This is a genomic window from Sorangium sp. So ce836, assembly GCF_028553905.1.
Classification (GTDB): Bacteria; Myxococcota_A; Polyangia; order Polyangiales; family Polyangiaceae; genus Sorangium; species Sorangium cellulosum_D.
The window spans coordinates 6,761,917-6,777,500 of the sequence record NZ_CP102233.1 but is presented as its reverse complement, the minus strand read 5'-3'; the positions used below and the strand labels follow the sequence as shown (position 1 = coordinate 6,777,500).

Annotated in this window: 10 protein-coding genes and 2 rRNA genes; 6 read left to right on the top strand and 6 right to left on the bottom strand. The window is 73.3% G+C overall.

Annotation, left to right across the window (positions count from 1 at the left end):
• Positions 1-102: 102 nt before the first annotated feature.
• The 3 genes from rrf (NQZ70_RS24640) (at position 103) to NQZ70_RS24630 (ending at position 6,144) form a co-directional block, all read left to right on the top strand.
• Positions 103-219 (top strand): 5S ribosomal RNA (rrf, locus tag NQZ70_RS24640).
• 209 nt (positions 220-428) lie between these two features.
• Positions 429-545: ribosomal RNA gene (rrf, locus tag NQZ70_RS24635) — 5S ribosomal RNA — on the top strand.
• A gap of 670 nt (positions 546-1,215) precedes the next feature.
• Positions 1,216-6,144, top strand: coding sequence for a DEAD/DEAH box helicase (locus NQZ70_RS24630; protein ID WP_129576376.1), 4,929 nt, complete (start codon positions 1,216-1,218; stop codon positions 6,142-6,144).
• A gap of 173 nt (positions 6,145-6,317) precedes the next feature.
• Here NQZ70_RS24630 and NQZ70_RS24625 read toward each other — a convergent pair whose 3' ends face one another.
• Entirely contained in the window at positions 6,318-6,611 is a 294-nt protein-coding gene (locus tag NQZ70_RS24625) for a KGG domain-containing protein (RefSeq protein ID WP_129576375.1), read from the bottom strand.
• A gap of 721 nt (positions 6,612-7,332) precedes the next feature.
• Between NQZ70_RS24625 and NQZ70_RS24620 the strand changes: the two genes are divergently transcribed.
• A complete protein-coding gene (locus NQZ70_RS24620) occupies positions 7,333-8,667 on the top strand; it encodes a hypothetical protein (protein ID WP_129576374.1) in 1,335 nt (444 codons plus the stop codon).
• 292 nt (positions 8,668-8,959) lie between these two features.
• A complete protein-coding gene (locus tag NQZ70_RS24615) occupies positions 8,960-9,232 on the top strand; it encodes a hypothetical protein (RefSeq protein ID WP_129576373.1) in 273 nt (90 codons plus the stop codon).
• A gap of 80 nt (positions 9,233-9,312) precedes the next feature.
• Here the strand turns inward: NQZ70_RS24615 and NQZ70_RS24610 are convergent, their stop codons facing one another.
• Positions 9,313-9,951, bottom strand: a complete 639-nt coding sequence (locus NQZ70_RS24610; RefSeq protein ID WP_129576372.1) for a response regulator transcription factor — start codon at positions 9,949-9,951, stop codon at positions 9,313-9,315.
• Between the two features lie 152 nt (positions 9,952-10,103).
• On the bottom strand, positions 10,104-10,253 hold the full coding sequence (locus tag NQZ70_RS24605) for a hypothetical protein (protein WP_165374140.1): 150 nt from the start codon (positions 10,251-10,253) through the stop codon (positions 10,104-10,106).
• A gap of 65 nt (positions 10,254-10,318) precedes the next feature.
• Between NQZ70_RS24605 and NQZ70_RS24600 the strand changes: the two genes are divergently transcribed.
• Positions 10,319-11,257 (top strand): lysophospholipid acyltransferase family protein, encoded by a 939-nt coding sequence (locus NQZ70_RS24600; RefSeq protein WP_129576371.1) that lies wholly within the window; start codon positions 10,319-10,321, stop codon positions 11,255-11,257.
• A gap of 296 nt (positions 11,258-11,553) precedes the next feature.
• Here the strand turns inward: NQZ70_RS24600 and NQZ70_RS24595 are convergent, their stop codons facing one another.
• From NQZ70_RS24595 to NQZ70_RS24585, 3 genes are all read right to left on the bottom strand, one after another.
• Positions 11,554-12,306, bottom strand: coding sequence for an ABC transporter ATP-binding protein (locus tag NQZ70_RS24595; RefSeq protein WP_237245574.1), 753 nt, complete (start codon positions 12,304-12,306; stop codon positions 11,554-11,556).
• 43 nt (positions 12,307-12,349) lie between these two features.
• Positions 12,350-13,906: a hypothetical protein gene (locus tag NQZ70_RS24590; RefSeq protein ID WP_272829087.1), complete on the bottom strand. Its 1,557-nt coding sequence runs from the start codon at positions 13,904-13,906 to the stop codon at positions 12,350-12,352.
• A 395-nt stretch (positions 13,907-14,301) separates the two neighbouring features.
• The gene (locus NQZ70_RS24585; protein WP_165374139.1) at positions 14,302-15,561 is read right to left on the bottom strand and encodes a prolyl oligopeptidase family serine peptidase; all 1,260 of its coding nucleotides are present in this window, start codon (positions 15,559-15,561) and stop codon (positions 14,302-14,304) included.
• Positions 15,562-15,584: the final 23 nt, after the last annotated feature.

Here is a 15,584-nt window from a genome sequence, read left to right as displayed (position 1 = left end):
AGTTCGGGTGACGAGCAGCGTGACACAGCTGGCCCTGCGTAGAAGAGCAGAGCGCCGCGAAAGCGGGCTCCGTAGGGTTCCGATTGGACGCACCCACAAGTTTCCGGTGGTGATATCGAGAAGGTCACACCCGATCCCATACCGAACTCGGAAGTTAAGCTTCTTGGAGCCGATGGTACTGCCAGGGCAACCTGGTGGGAGAGTAGGACGCCGCCGGGATTTTTTTATGAGCTTGCACGCGGCTTTGTCGCGCGCAGGCCCCTTTTTGCCACGGGTCTACAGCACGGCTGTTCCCGGGGCAAGCAGCGAGCACGCCGCGCCCGGAGCTCGGGCGCGCGAGCATCGCGCCAAGATTGGCCCGGATTGGAGCGCCGCGAAGTGCGGGCTCCGCCGAGCATCCATCCCACGGGGTGGACGCGCCACAAGTTTCCGGTGGTGATATCGAGAAGGTCACACCCGATCCCATACCGAACTCGGAAGTTAAGCTTCTTGGAGCCGATGGTACTGCCAGGGCAACCTGGTGGGAGAGTAGGACGCCGCCGGGGTTTCTTTGAACCTGCGCATGGTGCGAACCGTGCGCAGGTTTTTTTTTGTGCTTTGTGATCTGGCTCAAACGCGGCCCGTCCCCCGCGCTTCGCGTTCCCCGCGCCGCCCGGTGAGCTCCGTCAACGGGGCCCGACATTCATCCAAACGGCCGGGGGTCGTCTGAACCCCACCCACAGCTCCATGCGGTGAGCGCCGGTGGGTGGGGCCACACGGCGGGGGCGGGCGGGCGCGCTGAGCACCGACCGAGGTGCCCTAAGGTCCCAGGGGGCTCGAGGTCTCAGGCGCGCCTTGTGTGGCGCGCGACGCGACGTCCCAGGGGGCATGGCCCGAAGGGAGACATGCCGGGTGGTGTTCCCTGCGTAAGCTCCCACGCCCCGGTCTCGTCGGATGGCCAGCGCCCGCCCGCCCCCGCCGTGTGGCCCCACCCGCCGGCGCGTGCCGCTCGGAAGCATCTCTCTCCCCGGCAGGATGGCCGCCTCCGCGGCAATGCGCCCGCGGCCTTCCGCCTCGCTGACCGGTCCCGAGCGAGCGGTTGCGCCATGTCCCCCCGTGAGGGATGGCTCTTGCATCGCCCGCAGCCGCCCCCTCAACAAGGGGCCGCATGAAGCAGGCGCGACGACGCGCCGCGCCCAGCTGCCAGCTGGCTTCACGCGCCGCGCAACGCCGCCGATGGCCAAGAAACGCTCTCCCACGCCTGATCCGCTCGCTCGCTTCCACCCCGCCACCCAGGCGTGGTTCCGTGGAGCGTTCTCCGCGCCCACCCCCGCCCAGGCCCAGGGCTTCCCCCCGATCCTCGACGGCGCCTCCACCTTGCTGCTCGCCCCGACCGGCTCCGGCAAGACGCTCGCCGCCTTCCTCGCCGCCATCGACCGGCTCATGGCCTCGCCCGAGCCGGATGCCGCCGAGCGCTGCCGCGTCGTCTACGTCTCGCCCCTCAAGGCGCTCGCCATCGACGTCGAACGAAACCTGCGCGCGCCGCTCGCCGGCATCGCCGCCGCCGCCGAGCGCCTCGGCCTGCCGTACCGGGTCCCCCAGGTCGGCGTGCGCTCCGGCGACACCGCGCCCGAAGACCGCGCCCGGCTCGCCAAGAAGCCGCCGGACATCCTCATCACCACCCCGGAGTCGCTCTACCTCCTCCTCACCGCCAACGCGCGCGATCGCCTGCGCGCCGTCGAGACCGTCATCATCGACGAGATCCACGCGCTCGTCGCCACGAAGCGCGGCGCGCACCTGGCCCTGTCCCTCGAGCGGCTCGAGGCGCTCCGCTCGGCGCCCGCGCCGATGCAGCGCATCGGGCTCTCCGCCACGCAGCGCCCGCTCGACGAGGTCGCGCGGCTGCTCGGCGGCGGCGAGATCGACGGCGCCGGCGCGGGCGCGCGCTTCGCGCCGCGGCCCGTGACCATCATCGACGCGAGCGCCCCCAAGGCGCTGGAGCTCCGCATCGAGGTGCCCGTCGAGGACATGACCAAGCTCGCCGAGGCCGCCCGCGCCGGCGAAGGCCCGCTCAAGGGCCCGGCCGAGCCGGCGCAGCGCTCGATCTGGCCGAGCATCCACCCGCGCCTCGTCGAGCTCGTCCGCGCCCACCGCACCACGATGATCTTCGTGAACAGCCGGCGCCTCGCCGAGCGCCTCGCCGCGGCCCTCAACGACACCGCGGGCGCCGAGATCGCGCTCGCCCACCACGGCTCGATCGCCCGCGAGCAGCGCCAGCAGATCGAGGAGCGGCTCAAGGCCGGCCTCCTGCCGTGCATCGTCGCGACCTCGTCGCTCGAGCTCGGCCTCGACCTCGGCGCCGTCGACCTCGTCATCCAGCTCGAGGCGCCGCCCTCGGTCGCCGCCGGGCTCCAGCGCGTCGGCCGCGCCGGGCACGAGGTCGGCGGCACGTCGCGCGGCGTCGTCTTCCCCAAGCACCGCGGCGACCTGCTCGCGTGCGCCGCGGCCGCCTCCCGCATGCGCGAAGGCAAGGTCGAGGCGACCCTCTACCCGAGGAACCCGCTCGACGTCCTCGCCCAGCAGATCGTCGCCATCGTCTCGATGGACACCCTCCACGTCGACGCGCTCTTCTCGCTCGTGCGCAAGGCCGCGCCCTTCGCCGACCTGCCCCGCGCGAGCTTCGAGGGCGTGCTCGACATGCTCTCCGGCCGCTACCCGTCCGACGAGTTCGCCGAGCTCCGGCCCCGCGTCGTCTGGGACCGCGTGGGCGGCGCCGTGCGCGCCCGCAAGGGCGCGAAGCGCCTCGCCGTCGTCAACGCCGGCACCATCCCCGACCGCGGCCTCTACGGCGTCTTCCTCGACGCCGGCGGCGACGCGGCGCGGCCCGGCCGGCGCGTCGGCGAGCTCGACGAGGAGATGGTCTTCGAGGCCCGCGAGGGCGAGGTCTTCCTCCTCGGCGCCTCCTCGTGGCGCATCACCGACATCACCCACGACCGCGTCCTCGTCGTCCCCGCGCCGGGCGAGCCGGGCAAGATGCCGTTCTGGCGCGGCGACCAGGCCGGGCGCAACGCCGAGCTCGGCGCCTCCATCGGCGCCCTCGCCCGCCGCCTCGCCTCGCTGCCCGACGGCGACGCCGAGCGCGCGCTCGAAGGCGAGCACGGCCTCGACGAGCGCGCCGCGCGGAACCTCGTCCGGTACGTGCGCGACCAGGCCGCGGCCACGGGCGAGGTCCCGAGCGACCGCGCCATCGTCCTGGAGCGGTTCGTCGACGAGGTCGGCGACTACCGCATCTGCCTCCTCTCGCCGTTCGGCGGCCGCGTGCACGCCCCGTTGTCGACCTGCATCGCCGAGAAATGCCGCCTCGAGCTCGGCCTCGCCGTCGACACCGTGTGGACCGACGACGGCATCGTCCTCCGGCTGCCCGAGTCCGAGTCGCCCCCCGACGCGAAGCAGCTCCTGCCGCAGGCCGACGAGGTCGAGGACCTGCTCGTCCGCGGCCTCGGCGACACCGCCCTCTTCGCCTCGCGCTTCCGCGAGTGCGCCGGCCGGGCGCTGCTCCTGCCGCGCAAGTTCCCCGGCAAGCGCTCGCCGCTCTGGGCCCAGCGCAAGCGCGCCGCGGACCTGCTCGCCGTCGCGTCGCGCTACGGCTCGTTCCCCATCCTGCTCGAGACCTACCGGGAGTGCCTGCGCGACGTCTTCGACCTCACCTCGCTCGAGGACCTCCTGCGCCAGATCGCCGCGCGCAAGGTCCGCGTCGTCACGGTCGACGTCCGCGCGCCCTCGCCGTTCGCGGCCACGCTGCTCTTCGCCTACGCCGGCAACTTCATCTACGAGGGCGACCTGCCGCTCGCCGAGCGGCGGGCGCAGGTGCTCGCCATCGACCACGCCCGCCTGCGCGAGCTGCTCGGCGAGGCCGAGCTGCGCGAGCTGTTCGACGCCGACGCCGTGCTCGCCCTCGAGGCGTCGCTCCAGCGCCTCGACGGCCGCGCGCCGCTCAAGCACGAGGACCAGGCGCACGATCTCCTGCTCTCGCTCGGCGATCTCACGCGCGACGAGATCGCCCGGCGCGCGGCGGGCCCCGACGTCCCGCCCGAGGCGGCCGGCGAGCGCGCCGCCGCCTGGATCGACGAGCTCCTCCGCGACCGGCGCGCCATCGAGGTCCAGCTCGGCGGCGAGCGCCGCGTCGCCGCCGCCGAGGACGCGGGCCGGCTGCGCGACGCGCTCGGCGTGGTCCCGCCGCCCGGCCTCCCGATCGCGTTCCTCGAGCCGGCCGCCGACCCGCTCGGCGAGCTCGTCGCCCGCTACGCGCGCACGCACGGCCCCTTCCGCGCGGACGACGTGGCCCGGCGCTTCGGCCTCGGGCCCGCGCCGGTCCTGGCCGCGCTCGCGCGGCTCGCGGACCGGGGCCGCGTGGTCGAGGGCGAGTTCCTCCCCGGCGGCCGCGGCCGGGAGTTCTGCGACGCCGAGGTGCTGCGCTCGCTGAAGCGCCGCTCGCTCGCGCGGCTGCGCGCCGAGGTCGAGCCGGTCCCGCCCGAGGCCTACGCGCGCTTCCTCGCCGACTGGCACGGCCTGCACCGCCGCCGCCGGGGCCTCGACGGCCTGCTCGCGGCGCTCGAGCAGCTCCAGGGCGCGCCGCTCTCGGCCTCCGCCCTCGAGGCCGAGATCCTGCCCGCCCGCGTCGAGGGCTACCGCCCCGGCGATCTCGACGCGCTCTGCGCGGCCGGCGAGGTGCTCTGGCGCGGCGTCGAGCCGGTCGGCGACGGCGACGGCCGCGTCGCGCTCTACCTCGCCGAGGCCTACCCGTACCTCGCCCCGCCGCCCGGCCGCGCCGAGGGGCCGCTGGCCGAGGGCATCCGCGCCGCGCTCGCCCGCCGCGGCGCGCTCTTCTTCTCCGATCTCTCGCGCGAGACCGGCGCCTTCGGCGCCGATCTGCTCGCGGCGCTCTGGGATCTCGTGTGGGCCGGCGAGGTCACGAACGACACGCTCGCCCCGCTGCGCGCCCTCGGCCGCGAGTCCCGCTCGAGCGGCCGGCGCCGCGACCGCGACCGCCCCGCGCCGGGCCGCGGCCTCTCCGGCCTGCGGGCGCGCCGCATCGGCCCGCCGGGCAGCGAAGGCCGCTGGTCGCTGCTGTCGTTCCCCGGCGCTCCCGCTGGCGCCGGCGCACCCGGCGCGCCCGCCGGCCCGTCCGGCGCCCCCGGCGAGACCGAGCGCCGCGCCGCGCTCGCCCGCGCGCTGCTCGAGCGCCACGGCGTGCTCACGCGCGAGGCGGCGGCGGTCGAGGGGCTCGCGGGCGGGTTCTCGGCCGTGTACGACGTGCTCCGCGCGATGGAGGAGGCCGGTCAGGCGCGGCGCGGCTACTTCATCGCCGGGCTGGGCGCCGCGCAGTTCGCGGTGCCCGGGGCCGACGATCGGCTCCGGGCCTGCCGCGAGCCGTCCGACGAGCCGCGGACGCTCGTCCTCGCGGCGACGGATCCGGCGAGCCCCTGGGGCGCCGCCGTCCGCTGGCCCGAGCTCGCCGCGCGCGAGGGCGGCGCGCCCGAGGGCGCGGCCCGCGGCCCGGTGCGCCCGCAGCGGGCCGCCGGCGCCCTCGTGATCCTCCATGACGGCCGGCTGCTCGCGTGGATGGGCCGCACCGAGCGGAGCCTCACCACCTTCCTGCCCGAGGCCGAGCCGGAGCGCGGCGCGGCGATCCAGGCCATCGCGTCGGCGCTCGCGGGGCTCGTCGCCGAGGGGCGGCGGCGCGCGGTGCTCGTGGCCACGATCGACGGCGAGCCGGCGCACAGCTCCCCGCTTTCGCGCGCGCTGGCCGAGGTGGGCTTCACCTCCGGGTCGCACGGCTACCTCAAGCGCGCGCCCACGGCCGAGCGCGGTCCGTGGCGGCCGCGGCAGGCGCCCGCGAACGCGCCCGACTGGGCCCGCCGCGCGGCGGCGGCGGGGCTCGACGCGCCCGAGGACGAGGTCGACGGCTTCAAGCCGCCGCCCGGGCTGCGCTCGTGGCCGGCCGGGCCTCGGGCCGGCGGCTGGCGGATGGCGCCCGCCGGCGCGGCCGAGGCCGGCGCGCGCGCGGCCGACGGCGGCGCGCTGGACGACGGCGACCTCGACCTCGACGACGACGACCCGGCGATGTTCGATGACGGCGCGGGGATCGACGACGGCCTCGAGTGACGGCCGCGCGCATCGACGGCGCGCGCGCTGTCCGCCGCGCGCGCCGTCCGCCGGGCGTGACTGCCAAAAAGGACCGCCGAGCAACCGGGAAGGGACGGACCCTTCGTGGTTCCTCGGCGGCTCTTCGTGGTCCTGCGGCGCTGGAGGGATCTCGAGCGGCGCGCTGGGACGGCTCAGCCCTGCTGCGGCTGCTCGTCGGCCTTCATCTGGCTCGCGGCGCGGTTCCTCCGGTTCCCGTTCCCCTGGCTGCGCGCCTCGGCGCCCTTGCGCCCGATCTCGGCCATGTGCTCGCGGTTCTGGCTCACGGCCTCGCCGCCCTTGCGGCCCGCTGCGCGCGCCTCCTCGGACGTGAACTCGTGCGCGGTGCCCTTCTCATGCGCCGCCTTGCCGCCCTGGCTCGCGATCAGGCGCTGTTGCTCCGCGTTCATCGCCGCGAAGCCACGCTTGGTCTCGGTGCTCTGTCCCATGATCACTCCTCGCATTGATTGCAACGTGAACGTCACTCGACGACCGTGACTACCTGCTGCGTAGCCACATCGCACCGGCGTTGCCGGCCACGCTGGACGGCGCTGCAATGCGGGTGCCATGCGCGAGCGCTCGGACGAAACCGACGATGCGTCGAGGCCGGACAACTGATGACCACCCAGCCAGCACGCGCATCCATCGACGGGGCGATGCGGCAAACTGCCTCACTGTGCGTGCGGACGTGCTTAGGCGCCCCAACCGGTGCGGGCTCAGCCGCCGCGCCCCTCCGAATGACGCGCCGCGTATTCTGATTTTCTCATTGCAATTCTTTGATGGGCTGTCTCGGCGCATCGGGACGAGCCGCGAGACGCCTATCGCCGACACGGGATCTCCAGGGAGCGCCGTGCTTGCTTAGGGCATCTCCCGAGCACGCCGGCGACGAGAACGAGAAATCCAGCGCGTTCGAGCGCCTCACCGGCGCGCGCGCTTCCGGCGATGGATTCTTGTGATGATGTTTATTTCTATCGATATTGTTCTCTGTCGCTCGGCCACGAAGGTCCTTGACACGTGGGTGTCGCGGGAGGCGGGAGGCGGCGCTGGTGCGTCGCGTCTTGACATCGCGGGGCCGCTGCCGCTTCTGTTGCGCTGCATCATCATTTCGGTGCCTGCGGCCCGCGGAGGGTCGTCGCCGGCAGCCGGGGTGGCGTGCAGGAGATCCTCACGATGGCGCTTCCGATCCGGGGGGCTCGGCTCGACGACGGCCGGCTCATCTCACCGACGACGACATCCTCGCCCCGCCGCGCGCGCGGCCGTGCTCCGGGAGCAGCGCGCGGCGCGGGGCTCCTCGCGCTGCCCCTCTCGCTCCTCGCCGGGTGCGGCGGGTCCACCGGCGCGGCGCCCGCGGAGGCGCCTGCGCCGAGCCCCGCGCCCGCGGCGCAGGAGCCTTTCAATCTCGAGAAGGCGCTCGCCCGCGAGGCCGGCGACCTCCCTGTCCGCGAGGTCCGCGCCGCGGACTGGTCGGCGCGCGCGTTTGGGGCAGGGGAGCCGAAGGTCGAGCCGAAGGAGAAGCTCGTCGCCATCACCATCCCCCTCGGCACGGACAGCGCTGTCGAGTGCTTCGTCTACAACACGATGCTCGACTCGGGAGAGGTGATAAGGAATTTCATCGAGCTCCTCGACCCCGCCAAGGTGGAGGTCTCCCGCGTCGTGCCCTGGGAGGTCAGCGTGCACCGGGAGAGCCCCGCGGTGTTCGTGCAGGCCCTCTATCTCGCCCCCACCCCCGCCGGGAAGGCGGCCGGCCTGCTCAAGATCGCGCTGCACGCGGACAGGGCGCACCCCATCGCCTGCCTGCACGACGAGGTCGGGTACGTCCGCACGTTCGAGCGGCTCGCCAAGGGGCTCTTCGACTCCTTCGACGCGAAGAGCGCCGCGCCGAAATCCGAGTACACGGACACGTTGATCCTGCGCATCGACAAGGCCCCTGTCGGCTTCGAGACGAGCGACCTGTTCAAGGAGGAGGGCGGCCAGCGCCGATGGCTCTCGCGCTCGACCACCCTCCTGCCGCGAGACCCGAAGTCCCTGGAGATCGAGGACGACGCCTCGAACGTGCTCATCGACGCCCAGGGCCGGGTCAAGGGAGGTGTCTGGGTCGAGTCGTCGACCGGCAAGGTGAACCACCGGATCGAGCTGTCGCAGAAGACGAACTATCAATACGAGTACTCGGGAGAGGTCGAGGGCAAGAAGGTCCAGGGGACGTTCACCCCCTCGGCCAAGGCGTGGCTCGCCTCGCCGGTCGCCACCGCCTCCGAGCTCTCCCGGCTCCTCAAGAAGAAGGGGTCGTTCGACCTCAAGCAGCAGGAGTACGCGCCCTCCATCGATCCGACCAAGCCCGTCGACGTCCAGTACGCCCGCGACGCGTCGGGCTCGGTCACGGTCTCGCTCGGCCCCATGCGCCTCGTGGGCAGCCTCGCGCCCGACGGCCGCCCGGAGGCGTTCGAGCTCTCGTCCGGTCCCCCCAAGCTGACGCTCCAGCGGGCCTACACGCGGGGCAAGCTGTAACCGTCCTCCGCCGCGCCGCGGCGGCTCGCCGCCACCGCGGCTGCCGGTCCAGCGCCCCGCGAGCGCGACCGTCCGCGCGCGTCGAGAGCGTCTTTCCTGCGAGGCGCGCCCGCCATGGCGGCCGCCTGAACACATCGTGGCCGGGCGTTCCCTGAGGGCACGTAAGTGGGTATCGGGCGCAGGATGAGCAGAGTACGGAGAGCCCGTCCTCCAACGGGCGAGCGACATTTCAGCATCAGAAATCGTCACCAAAAATTGGGCACTCCATGGGGACGCTTCTTAGGGTGCTCTCATGGACAAGAAAATTTTAGCCGCAACTCTCCTGCAGGCGCTTGCCGTTGCCCAGCGCGAAGGACGCGTCGAGACCCTCGAGACGCTCGTCGAGAAGCTGCGCGTTCGCCGCAGGGATATCCGCGGCACGCTGACGGTCCTCCACCGCCAGGGCATGGTGGACGTGCTCCGCATGCGGCTCACGCTCTCGGGGTTCGCCATCGGCTCGGCGCTGATCGGCAAGACGCTGCCGGCGCTCAGGCCCGCTCCGCGCGCCGCCACCGTGGCGGCGTAGCCGCGGCCCGGGTGGCCGCCGCGCCGCGTCGGCCGTGAGCGGGCGTCCGGCGCTCGCCGGGCGCTCGCCCTCGGCAGGGGCTACGCCTCGACGAGGCCGGATCGCACCGCGAGGCGGGTCAGGTCGGCCACGCTGTGCGTCGCCACCTTCGCGCAGAGGCGCGCCCGGTGGGTCTCGACCGTCTTCACGCTGATCGAGAGCTGCGCGGCGACCTCCTTGGCCGAGCGGCCCAGCGCGAGCAGGCGGAGCACCTGCCGTTCGCGGTCGCTCAGCGCGGCCACCATGTCTCCGTGGGCGGCGGCGTCGCGGCGCTGGAGTGCGCGCACCATCGCCGCGCTCACGTCGGGCGACACGACCGTGCGCCCTCGGGCCACGGTGCGCAGCGCCTCCGTCAGATCGGCGAGCCGGCTCTGCTTGGACAGGTACCCGTCGGCGCCGGCCCGCATGGCCTCGGCCACCCGGAACTCGTCCCGATGCATCGAGAGCACGATGACGCGGAGCTCCCCGATGCTCTTGAGCTCCCGGATGAGCTCGACGCCGCTGCGGTCGGCGAGGCCGAGCTCGATGACCGCCACCTGACAGCGGCGGCTCTGCTGCGCCCGGAGCGCCTCCTGCCCGCTTCCAGCTTGAACGACCTCGCTCACCCCCGGCTGCGATGCGAGCGCGTGCGCCAGCGCCTCCCGAACGACGTTCTGGTCATCGACGAGCAGGATATTCATGTCGAAGCCCCCCTTGCCAAAGGGCCTTGTAACAGAATGCTTTGTGCTCCATGAACCTGTTTTCTACGTAAGGAGCCGCCTGGAAGTCGCGATTTCGTTTCTGTGGAGCCGCGCGTGGCTCGTCGAGCAATCGCCTTGGACGAGCGAGGATGTCAATCGGGCGCGGCGGCCGATGTCACCTGGAACGTCGTCCGATCGGGCCTGGGCGCACCGGCGCTCGCCTCCTCGTCCGGGAGCGCGGCGTCGCGCCGAGCCCCGGGCGGCCCTGTCGGTCGCGACGCGGGCTGCTCCGGTCGATTCATGGCGGTGCGGCTTCGGGTCGATGCCTCTCCCTCGCCCGTTATGTTTGCGGTAGATAGGCCGCCCCATGCCTGGTCTGCGCGGCGCCCTCCTCTCCGGTTTACGACCTGACTCGGCCTTCTGGCGTCGCGCCCTCACCGCGGGCGTCACGCGCGGGCCGGAGCCCTGGGTGCGCCACAGCCCTCCGGTCTTCGGCGTGCTCTTCGCGGCCGCGCTCCCCGAGCTGCGCCGTCGCGTCGAGGAGAACCTGCGCCGGGTGCGCGGGCCGAGGTCGCGCGTCGCCGACGTGCTCGACAGCGCCGCGGTGTTCGCCACCTACGGCAGCTGCATCACCGAGGCGCTGCTGCTCGCGAGCGGCCGCGGTTACACGGTCGCGCGGCGTTCCCGGGGTGTCGAGCATTACCACGCGTGTGCTGCGGCTGGCCGGGGTGTCATCATCGTCACGGCGCACACGGGTGGCTGGGACATTGCCGGTCAGATCCTGGGGGTGGTGCACCCAGGGGGGGTCATGCTGGCGATGCAGCGCGAACGGGACGCCGAGGCGCGCGCCATCCAGGACGCGGCGCGACAGCGCGATGGCGTCCAGGTGGTGCACATCGGCGACGGGCCGCTGGACGCGTTGCCGCTGCTCAAGCACCTGCAGCGCGGCGGCGTCGTCGCGATGCAGATCGATCGCGTGCCGCCCGGGATGCGCAGCCGGGAGGTCCCCTTCCTCGGCGCCCGCTGGCGCGCGCCCGAGGGGCCGATCGCGCTGGCCGCGCTGAGCGGCGCGCCGATCCTGCCGGTGTTCACGCACCGCCTGGGCTTCCTCGACTACGAGGCGCTCGTGTCCCCGCCGATCTGGCTTCCCCGCCGTCCGACCGAGGAGGAGCGGGACCGCGCGGCGGCCGAGATGATGGCCGCGATGGAGCGCTTCGTCCGGGCCCACCCCACGCAGTGGTTCCACTTCACCGGCGACGGCCCCGTCGCCCCGGCGGAGGGCGGCTCTCCGCGCGATGGGGGGTGAAGCCCCCGAGGCGCGGTGTGCAAAGCGAGGCGTCGAGCCCGTCCCCGCTTGTCCGTCTCAGCGTCGATGATCCCTTTCAATCATCGTAAAAGCCACGCTGGCACGCCTAGAACGCCGATCACGTTAAAACCCTGCGAAAATCGGCTCATGGAAAGAGGACCGCAGGGGCGCAAGGGACGCGAGGGGAAGAGAAGAATATAATCCCATCTCTGTTCCCTTGCGCCCCTTGCGCCCTTGCGGTCTCTCTTGCGGCCGGGCAGCTCTGCAAGACCTCCGCGCCGCGCGACAGGCGACCCCTAGAGCGGCCCCTCGGTCAGCCCGTGGACGAACTGCCGCACCCGCGGATCATCGCTCGCCTTCGCCTCCTCGGTGGTGCCGTCGAAGATGAGCCGCCCGCGGTACAGCATCCCCACCCGGTCCGTGACCGTGAGCAGCCGATCGAGGTCGCTCGAGACCATCACCACCGTCGCGTTCATCGCCCGCTGCTCCGCGCGCAGCAGGTCGAAGATCCGCTGCGACGTCACCGGATCCAGCCCCGCCGCCGGCTCGTCGTAGAGGACGATCTCCCCCCGCGCGATCGTCGCCCGCGCCACGCCGACCCGCTTCTTCTGGCCGCCCGACAGCCCCGCCGGCGTCCGGTCCTCGAACCCCGCGAGCGACACCACCCGGAGCCGCTCCGCGACGCGCTCCTCGATCTCCTCCTCGCTCAGGTCGTAGAGCCGGCGCAGCGGGAACGCGATGTTCTCCCCCACGGTCATGTAGTCGAACAGCGCGTTGTTCTGGAACAGCATCCCGAACTTGAGCCGGAACGTCTGCAGCTCCAGCTCGCTCAGCGCATGCACGTCCTTGCCGTCGACGATCACGCGCCCGCGATCCGGCCGCAGGAGCCCGGTGATCATCTTGAGCAGCACGCTCTTGCCCGACGCGCCCGGCCCGATGAGGCCGTACAGGCAGCCGGAGGGCACGTCGAGGTCGACGCCCCGGAGGACGGGCATGCCCCCGAAGCTCTTCGTCAGCTGCTCGATCTGGATCATCGGTCGCGTGGACACGGCCGCCGCGGAGGGGGGCGTGCGCCCCCGCATCCTACCCCGGTTACTTCGAGGAGAACGTCGTCCGGGCCACATCGAGCCGCGGATGGGACGGGAACGACATCCCACGGATCTGCCCGGCGATGCACGACGCCATGCCCGGGCTCGACGGGCTGGTCGTGACGGTGACGCCCACCGCGCGGCCGTTCTGCACGGCGGCGCAGACGCTCACCTCCATCGTCGACGGCACGCCGCACGCGTTCAGGTACGTGCCGCGGTTGAGCACGTTGCCGTAGGCGCCCGCCGTGAGATCGGCCGGACCGTTGTTGCCCAGCTTGTACTCCTCGACGTAGCGCGCCTGCGCCGCCTCACAGCTCATGCCGCCGCCGAGCGTCGGGTAGCTGCCGCCGCCGCTCGGCCGCGCCCCGCCGCCGGCGCGCGCCGCCTTCGTGCTGCCGAGGCCCGCGTCGACCTCGATCGCGACCCGGTCGGTCGCGCCCTGGACGGCGAGCTCCCGCTCCTTGTGGCTGCGCTCGCGGTACCACCAGCCCGCGCCCGCGGCGAGGATCACGCCCATCAGCGCCATCCCGAGCAGCGCCTTGTACTGCGTGCCCTGCTTCTCGGCCGTCACCACGGCGTCGAGCGCGCGCTTCTCCTGGACGATGTCCCGGTTCAGCTTCGCCTGCTCGGCGAACGGCGCGAACTCCTCCCAGTCCTGGATCGCGCGCTCGTCCCCGGAGAACGTGTCGCGCAGCACCTGCTCGCCCGTGAAGGAGCCGGACGCGACCTGCTGGAGCAGCTCCACGGACGAGAACGGCCCGTGGTCCATGCCGTCCTTGATGACGACGTACCGCGGCCGCGGATCGGACTCGAGCGCGGCCTTGAGATCCGCGAGCTTGCGCGTCGGATCGTCGCCGCGCAGGCGCGGCGGCTGGTGGACCGGGATCGCGACCGCGAACGGCCCGTCCCCGGTCACCGCCTGGATCTTCGGCAGGGACGGCGCGGACGGGACGCGCGGCTCCTCGGGGTGGCCGTTCGGCGGCATCATGGAGAGATTGATGTCGACCTCGAAGTCGCCGTCGCCGTCGAGGTGCGACGTATCGGCGCTCGGCGGCTGCTCCGAGGCGGCCGGGGCGATCTGATAGAGCGCCTGCGCGAGGGCGGCGAGGTCCGCCGGGCGGTGGCTCGGATCGGCGACGAGCGACTTGCCGAGCACGGTTTCCAGCGCGGGCGGCAGGTCGGGGACCACGTCGGCCGGGCGCCGCATCCCTGGCCCCACGCTGCTGTTCGTGAGCAGCTCGTAGAGGATGGCCCCGATCGCGAAGACGCTCGCGCGCGCGTCGCCCTCGCTGCCCTTGCGCTCCTCGGGCGCGAGGCACGCGCGGTCGCGCGGCAGGAGGGGCGCGGTGTGCGCGAGCTCCTCGATGAGCTGGAGCGCGCCGCCCGCGCCGTAGCCGAGGGACGAGGGGTGAACGAACATGGTCCGCCCCTGCGCGTGCAGCTCGTGGAGCTGCGTGCAGAGCGGCACGACGAGGCCGATGGCCTCGCGGACGTCGAAGCGGCGACCGGTCGCGCGGCGCGACTCCATCTCGGCGCGGAGCGTGCCGGGGGGGACGGACATCCCGGCCGGCAAGGGGGTGAGGATGGACTGGACCTGAGCAGACATCGGGGAGCAACACTACGACAACACGCCGGCTCCGCTCAACGCCGCACCGCAACGTTGCAGTGTCGACGTGCGGAAAAGCCCGGCGCGCACGTGGGATGAGCAGTGAGAGCGTGCGCTTACGGCGTCAGCGTTCGAGTGTGCGGGTTTTGCGCCGATCAGCGTCCTTGAGCGCGCGTTTGCATTCGTTGAGCGTGCGGCTGCGCCGGTCAGCGAGCGATTGCGTCGAGCGGCGTACGGCTGCGCCGGTCGGCGAGCGATTGCGTCGAGAGGCGTGCGGCTGCGCCGGTCAGCGAGCGATTGCGTCGAGCGGCGTGCGGGTGCGCCGGCCAGCGCGCGTTCGCGTCCGCCGGTCAGCGTCCGGCGGCGCCCGTCTGTGTCGCGGGGCGCGGGGCGGTGGTCTCGGCGGTCGGGGTGTCCGCGCCGATCGCCAGGACGTGGCCCGCGAAGAAGCGGAGCAGATCGGCCTCGCGCGATTTCGGCCAGCGCGCGTGGTTGATGGCGCCCTTCTTGGCGGAGCAGCGGTTCCTGAGCGCGCAATGGGGCTCGTCCCTGCCGGCCTCGTCGAGGCGGAGGAACGCGGTCTCCGCGGAGGCCGCGTCGCGCGCGCGCAGCCATCTTTCGACCGACTCGCACGAGAACATGTCGTCGCACGCGCGGTAGATCGCCATCGCGGGCGGCGGCGGCCCGGGGCACGCCCACTCGGCGGGCGGCGCGTCGCTGCCGAAGGTGGCGAACGCCGCGACGCGGTCCGCGCGCATCATGGCGTACGTCGCCGCCATGTGGCCGCCGTAGGAGGCGCCGAGCGCGTAGATGCGCCGCCGGTCCACGAGCTTCTTCTCGAGCAGCTGGTCGACGAAGGCGTCGACGGTCGCGACGTCGACGTTCTCCTCGCCGGTGAACTCGACGTCGAACGGCGCGATAGGCGTGTACATCTTGGTGCCGCGCACGCGCTCGGCCTGGCTCGGCGTCTTGAAGGCGCGGCCCTGGGGGGCGAGCACGATGAAGCCCGCGTGGGCGGGGTCGCCGGTCAGGTTCCACGTGGCGCCGAGCTTGCGGAGGCCGGTCTCCTTGTCGACGCTCGTCGGGTTGTCGCCGTCGGCGTGGAAGAAGACGATGAGCGGCAGCGGCGCGCGCGTCTCCACGCCGCTCGGCGCGATCACGCAGGCGTAGCGGGGCGATCCTTCGGCGTCGCGCGTCTCCAGCACCTGGGCGCCGCGGCAGGGCGGCCTGCCGAGGGTCTTGCGGAGCTCTCGCCCCGGGCGTCCCTGCTCGGCGACGCAGCTCCCTTCGCTGGGCGGCCTCGCCGCGGGCGGCTTCTGCGGCGTCGCGGCCGCGTTCGCCGGGCCGGTCGCGCGGGCGCCGGCGTCCTGTCGCGCCGCCGTCGGCTGCCCGCCGTCGGCCGCGGCCGCGCCGGCGTCCCGCTCGAAGACGCCGAGCAGGTCGCCGCCGTCGACGCTCGAGGAAGGCGTGGAGCACGCCGAGCACGCCGCCGCGAGCCACGCCGCGGCGCCGGCGAGCGCGGCGACGAGCGCGGCGCGGAGGCGCCGGGGGCCAGGAGGGGCCGGCGTCGAGGTGCGCCGGGCGCGGGGGCCAGGTCGAGGTCGAGGCACGGGCGCACTGTAGTACCGCTGCC